6 protein-coding genes are annotated in these 4,857 nt (G+C 38.3%); all 6 read left to right on the top strand.

What is annotated here, in order from left to right:
* Positions 1-173 precede the first annotated feature (173 nt).
* The 6 genes from GJV03_RS21055 to GJV03_RS21080 all read left to right on the top strand — a co-directional run bounded on the left by GJV03_RS21055 (position 174) and on the right by GJV03_RS21080 (position 4,754).
* Positions 174-1,127: a VacJ family lipoprotein gene (locus tag GJV03_RS21055; protein ID WP_004726001.1), complete on the top strand. Its 954-nt coding sequence runs from the start codon at positions 174-176 to the stop codon at positions 1,125-1,127.
* A gap of 123 nt (positions 1,128-1,250) precedes the next feature.
* A complete protein-coding gene (gene gigA, locus GJV03_RS21060) occupies positions 1,251-2,219 on the top strand; it encodes an RsbU family protein phosphatase GigA (protein WP_004725998.1) in 969 nt (322 codons plus the stop codon).
* 113 nt (positions 2,220-2,332) lie between these two features.
* A complete protein-coding gene (gene gigB / locus GJV03_RS21065) occupies positions 2,333-2,857 on the top strand; it encodes an anti-anti-sigma factor GigB (protein ID WP_016539397.1) in 525 nt (174 codons plus the stop codon).
* A gap of 32 nt (positions 2,858-2,889) precedes the next feature.
* A complete protein-coding gene (locus GJV03_RS21070) occupies positions 2,890-3,714 on the top strand; it encodes a carbon-nitrogen hydrolase family protein (protein ID WP_105714375.1) in 825 nt (274 codons plus the stop codon).
* An 87-nt stretch (positions 3,715-3,801) separates the two neighbouring features.
* Complete coding sequence (locus tag GJV03_RS21075; protein WP_105714376.1) at positions 3,802-4,239, top strand: MarR family transcriptional regulator; 438 nt, start codon at positions 3,802-3,804, stop codon at positions 4,237-4,239.
* A gap of 89 nt (positions 4,240-4,328) precedes the next feature.
* The gene (locus tag GJV03_RS21080) at positions 4,329-4,754 is read left to right on the top strand and encodes an organic hydroperoxide resistance protein (protein ID WP_004725989.1); all 426 of its coding nucleotides are present in this window, start codon (positions 4,329-4,331) and stop codon (positions 4,752-4,754) included.
* Positions 4,755-4,857: the final 103 nt, after the last annotated feature.

Here is a 4,857-nt window from a genome sequence, read left to right on the forward strand (position 1 = left end):
TTATTTTAATTGTTTGAACAAATATTGTTCGTTTATCATATTTATTCACACTTTTTAATCAAATTTGCTTTAATACATATGTAATAACTGCTGTTAGAATACGATTATGAAGTCTTTAATGTAGCTATATCGTTATTGACTACTTTTACTTTAAGAATATTTCAAGGAATTCTATGCGTCCTTATCATGTACTCTGGGCTTGTTTACTTAGCATTGGTCTGACTAGCCATGTATTTGCTCAAGACGAATTATCTACTCAAGAGAATTCTGACAATGCGGTTTCTACAGACTCTGTTTCAGATGATAAGTCGTCTCAAGAGAATTCTTCGACACTAGAAAACGAAGCAACGTCAAAACATCCAAGAATCGAAGCGCTTAAAGAGCTTAAAAACATCACAAAAAATGACTTAAAAGTGAATGCCAATGCAGCTCAACCAGATGCTGTAAAAGATCCACTTCAACCATTGAACCGTGAAATTTATGCGTTTAATGACATGATCGACCGTAATGTGGCTCGACCTATCGCAGTTCAGTACAAAGAGAAAGTGCCAGGTGATGTACGTTCCTCATATAGTTTATTTCGTAAAAACTTAAGTGAACCATGGAATGCGGTCAACCAACTTGCTCAAGGACGCTTTAGCCGTGCAGCAAAGTCCTTAGGTCGTTTTACTATTAACACAGTCACCTCTCTAGGTTTAGCCGACCCTGCAACTCGCTTAGGTTTAGCAACTGAAGAAGAAAGCTTGGGTACAACATTAGGTTACTACGGTATTCCAAGTGGTCCTTATGTGATGCTACCTATTTTAGGACCAAGCACCCTTCGTCACTCAGCTGATTATGTTGCTGAAGGTTATGCCAATCCACTTACTTACCCAATGGATAATAACCATCAAACAGGTTTAATCTGGGGTAATCGTACTTTAGGTGGGATTAATACTCGTTCTAAACTTCTAGATGTTGAAAGTGTATTGCAAGGTGATCGTTACTCAGCAATTCGCGATATCTATTTACAACGTTTAGCATTCCAAATCGCTGAGAAAAAAGGCCGTGGACAGGAAGCTGTCGCGTTTGTAGATGATGACGAGGATGATAGCAATAGTCCTGCTGATACAAACGCAGACAAATAACCACAATATTTTGTTAAACTTATTTGCTAGTAATTCATATGGTTTTACTAGCATTGTGGTGTCATCTATAGTAAATCTACTGGATAATGCTTTTATACCGATTAAGGATCATTCATTTCTTCTATGTATTTCATTCAACCCAGTCGCCAAATTTCAAGCTTAGAACAAGTATTAGATACGCTTCCTAGCTTGCAGATGATTACCATTGAAGACATTCATCGTTATGATCCAACAATTATTGCAATTGCAGACGTCCACGATTTTTTACAATACCAATGGGCTTTGCCTACCATTGTCATTGCACAAGAAAATGAAGGAAGCGAACTTTCTCAAGCATGGGAACTTGGCGCTCTTGCTGGTTGGATCTGGACCAAGCTTCCAGCCAATCTTGAAGATTCTTTATTAAAAATTGATGCGCAATATAAACGTAATCAAGATAGCCGTGATTTACCATCTGCCGCAGAACTACAAAAGAAACTTCTTCCAAATCCAATTGAACTACAAAATTATAAAGTTGAAACGCTTTTCCAGCCTTCTGCGTATTTGTCTGGTGACTGGTATGACTACTGGAAAATCAGTGATAAAGAGATCATGTTCTATTTGGCTGATGTGTCGGGACATGGTGTAACCAGCTCGTTACTGACGTCTTGGATGGCCGCCTTTCACGGCCGTTCGAAAACACCAAGAGAATTGATTAAAAAACTCAATGGTATGCTGGTTCAAGAAAATATTGAAAAACATATCACGATGTTAGCTGGAATTCTAAATCTAGAAACACATGCTTTAAAATGGTCAAGTGCGGGGCATTACCCTCCCCCCATCATTTTTGAGCCCAACCAAGCCCCTCGTGTCTTAAATACCAGCAGTTTTCCTTTAGGACTCACAGAAGATTTAGAGGTTGAAGAATTCCAATGTACCTTAACCAAGCATGCGCGGTTCATTATTTGTTCTGATGGTGCCCTTGAACCATTCTCAGGTGGTTTGAATGAACAGTTCTCACAATTGGTCTATCATTTGCAAAATCAATCATTCCGCGCACCAGAACATGTAGCAGATGACATTGCAATCCTCAGTCTCCGCAGAATGAATTAACAACATAATCAAATACATATAATAAATTAGACTAATAACCTATACGCAAACGCTTGAGTATAGACTTGCGCTATGTGATAATTTTCCTATCCTTCTCTGCAAATGGCATTTATATGTCAACAGGTCATGTTGAATATGCAAGCTTGAATGGAACGCATATTTTCAAACTTATTGGTGAAGTGCGAGCCCAATCTTGTATTAGTTTAGACAAACTTTTGGCAAGGATTGAACAACAGAAAAACGTCATTGGCGCAATTGTTGATTTAACCCAAACCACATTTATTGATAGTACAGTTCTTGGAATACTTGCCAAGCTTGGCTTAAAGTTGAAACAAGTACACCACATCCAAGCGGTGATGCTGTCCACAAATCCAGATATTACCACTCTAGCCAATAGCATGGGCTTAGGGCAGGTTTTTGTCATTTTAAATTACTGTGGTGACCCTCAAGTGTGCACCAATGCTTTGATTGACGATAACGTTAATCACAGCACAATGCTGTGTACCGTTCTCGATGCACACAAAACATTAATGAAGCTCAATGAAAACAACCAAAATATGTTCGAGCCATTAGTTAAACAACTTGAAAAGCAGCAAGATACAATGGAATGTGTATCTTCAAACCAGCAAAACGCTTAATAATTTCAAAATTGCTTTATCAGGGATAGCCCATGACTTTACTTTCCGTTGTTCAAATGAACTCTCAAAATGACATTGAAGCAAACTTCAGTGTGATTGAGTCGTTGATACAACAAAGTAAAGCTGATGGAGCTTCTTTGATTGTGTTTCCTGAAAATTTTGTCTGCTTTGCCGCAGGTAAACAACGGGAAACTGCTGCACGTTTTGAAGAAATTCAAAAGCGTTTAGAAAACTTAGCACACCATTATCAAATATGGATTGTTGCAGGGACTTTACCTTGCCCTTTCCGTCCAGATGGTTCAATTATTGCTGACGGTCGAGTTCGTACTGTCAGCCTATGTATCAGTCCAGAAGGTACTGAAGCTCGTTATGACAAAATTCACTTATTTGATGTACAAGTGGGTGATGCTGTTGGTGGGTATCAAGAATCTCAGTTTTTTGAACCAGGCAGTGATGTTGTTGTCGCGAAAACACCTTTTGGACAAATCGGTTTGATGGTTTGCTACGACTTACGCTTTCCAGAACTTGCACTCACCTTGAGAGCGCAAGGTGCAAATATTTTGACTGCACCAGCTGCATTTACCTATACCACAGGTCAAATACATTGGCAGTTATTACTTCAAGCACGTGCGATGGACAGCCAATGTCATGTTTTAGGTGCAGCACAACAAGGTTGGCATGGTGAAAAACGTCAAACCTGGGGACATGCTGGCTCAACCAATAGTCGTGGGCAGATTTTAGCCATTACAGATGCAGAAGGTGCGCAATTGATGACGGTACCTTTTGATTTGAATGAGCAGCGCTCAATTCGTGAATCAATGCCTTTAATGCAACATCGCAAATTGATGTCATTCTAAGCCTGTATTGCCATTAATGACTTTTATTTCCTGAACGAGACAAAACAACGTTATACTTGTGAGGCGTAATATCTTCACGAGACAAGCATGCAACAAGACTATTCAAACTTAAATCTTGATCATCAACTCTGCTTTCTTGTTTACTCTACAAACTTAGCATTAAATCAACTTTATCGTAAATTACTCACACCACTAGGACTGACCTATCCACAGTATTTAGTTATGTTAGTGCTTTGGGAAAAAGATGGTCTAACTGTATCTGAAATCGGTGAAAAACTCTTTTTAGAATCATCTACACTTACCCCCTTACTCAAAAAATTACAAAGTAATGGTATTGTTAACCGCGAACGTTCTACGAAAGATGAACGTCAAGTAATTATTAGCCTCACTGCTCAGGGCCATGCGCTAAAATTAAAAGCCGTGGATATTCCGTTACAAGTTGCTCAAGCCAGTGCCTGTGACTTAGACAGCATTACTCAATTGAAAGATCTTCTTTCAAATTTACGCGAAAACATTTCAAAATAAAGTTATCAAATTTTACACAAACGCTACTTGTTTAAATATTTATATCGTATACGATATAATTGAACACAATCAAAAATGGATGATTTCCGATGTCTTTAGAAAAAGTGGTTTATACAGCACATGCAAAAGCAACTGGCGGTCGTGATGGTCGTGCAACATCATCAGACGGAATTTTAGATGTTAAATTAGCAGTGCCTAAAGAAATGGGTGGTGCTGGTGGTGGTACCAATCCTGAACAACTTTTTGCAGCAGGTTATTCTGCTTGCTTCCTTGGTGCGATGAAGTTTGTTGCGAATCGTGATCATTTAAAAATTACCCCTGATGTTTTTATCGAAGGTGATGTTGGTATTGGTCCAATCGCTACTGGTTTTGGTATTCAAGTGACTTTAAATATTCATTTAGAAGGTTTAGAGCAAGAAGAAGCACAGAAATTAGTAGATGCTGCACATATCGTTTGTCCATATTCAAATGCGACTCGTGGCAATATTGATGTGACATTAAATGTAATTGTTTAATGTTATGATAAAACCTACCTAGAAGTATAAATTTATTTTTAGGTAGGGGTAATTTACAAAGCTATTTAAATCAGTTTGAATTTTCACCCAAGTATATTTATTC

It is taken from the genome of Acinetobacter sp. RIT698, from assembly GCF_009668065.1.
GTDB lineage: Bacteria > Pseudomonadota > Gammaproteobacteria > Pseudomonadales > Moraxellaceae > Acinetobacter > Acinetobacter guillouiae.